The organism is Nocardioides sp. CPCC 206348, assembly GCF_048654705.1.
In the GTDB taxonomy this organism is placed as follows: Bacteria; Actinomycetota; Actinomycetes; order Propionibacteriales; family Nocardioidaceae; genus Nocardioides.
Genome location: NZ_JBMCZA010000198.1, coordinates 132,744 through 133,498, shown reverse-complemented (window position 1 = coordinate 133,498; position 755 = coordinate 132,744). Strand labels below are relative to the sequence as shown.

At 73.9% G+C, this 755-nt stretch carries 1 protein-coding gene; it reads right to left on the bottom strand.

From position 1 onward, the window contains the following. Window positions 1–635, bottom strand: a 635-nt coding sequence (locus ACOADB_RS19105; RefSeq protein WP_378602023.1) for a ferredoxin reductase, incomplete at its 3' end; no start/stop codon positions are given. Window positions 636–755 lie beyond the last annotated feature (120 nt).

Below are 755 nucleotides of genomic sequence, written 5' to 3'. Positions count from 1 at the left end.
TCGGCGTCGTCGGTGCGGACGACGACCCGGTCGCTGTACGCCGCCAGCTCGTCGAGGAACGGCAGGGTGTCGCGCCGGCGGCCGACGTAGACCATCGTCCAGTCGACGTCGAGCGCGTCGGCGAGCCGCAGCATCGGCAGGATCGGAGTGATGCCGATGCCGCCGGCCACGAAGTGCAGCCGTTCGGCGGGGGATCCGTGCCCGGGCACGGCCAGCGGGAAGGCATTGCGCGGTCGGCTCACCCGGAGCGTGGCGCCGAGGGGCAGGTCGTGCATCTCGACGGACCCGCCGAGGCCACCACCCTCGGCCGGGATCCGTCGTACGGCGATCCGGTACGACGTCCGGTCGGCGGGGTCACCGCAGAGCGAGTACTGCCGCTTGCGTCCCGACGCCAGGAGCACGTCGAGGTGTGCCCCGGGTCGCCACGACGGCAGGCGCTCGCCGTCGGGTGGGGCCAGCTGGAAGCTGACCACGTCCTGGTCGGTCGCGACGACGGTGCGCTCGGTGACGACCAGGTCGAGGCCCGCATCGGGGAGCCGCCGGGTCGCGGGGACCTCGGAGGGCCCCACGCGCGTCCACGCCCGGAGGATGAGGTCGGCGGCGCTGAGGAGGGGGTCGGAGGCGGTGCTCTCCATCAGCTCGCGGCCCGGGCTGCAGGGCTCTTCGCCAGGTAGGCGACGGCCTGTGCGGTGTTGCCGATCCACTCGGGCGTGAAGCGCGGGTGCAGGCCGAGGGCGGCGCTCCATCCGATGCTG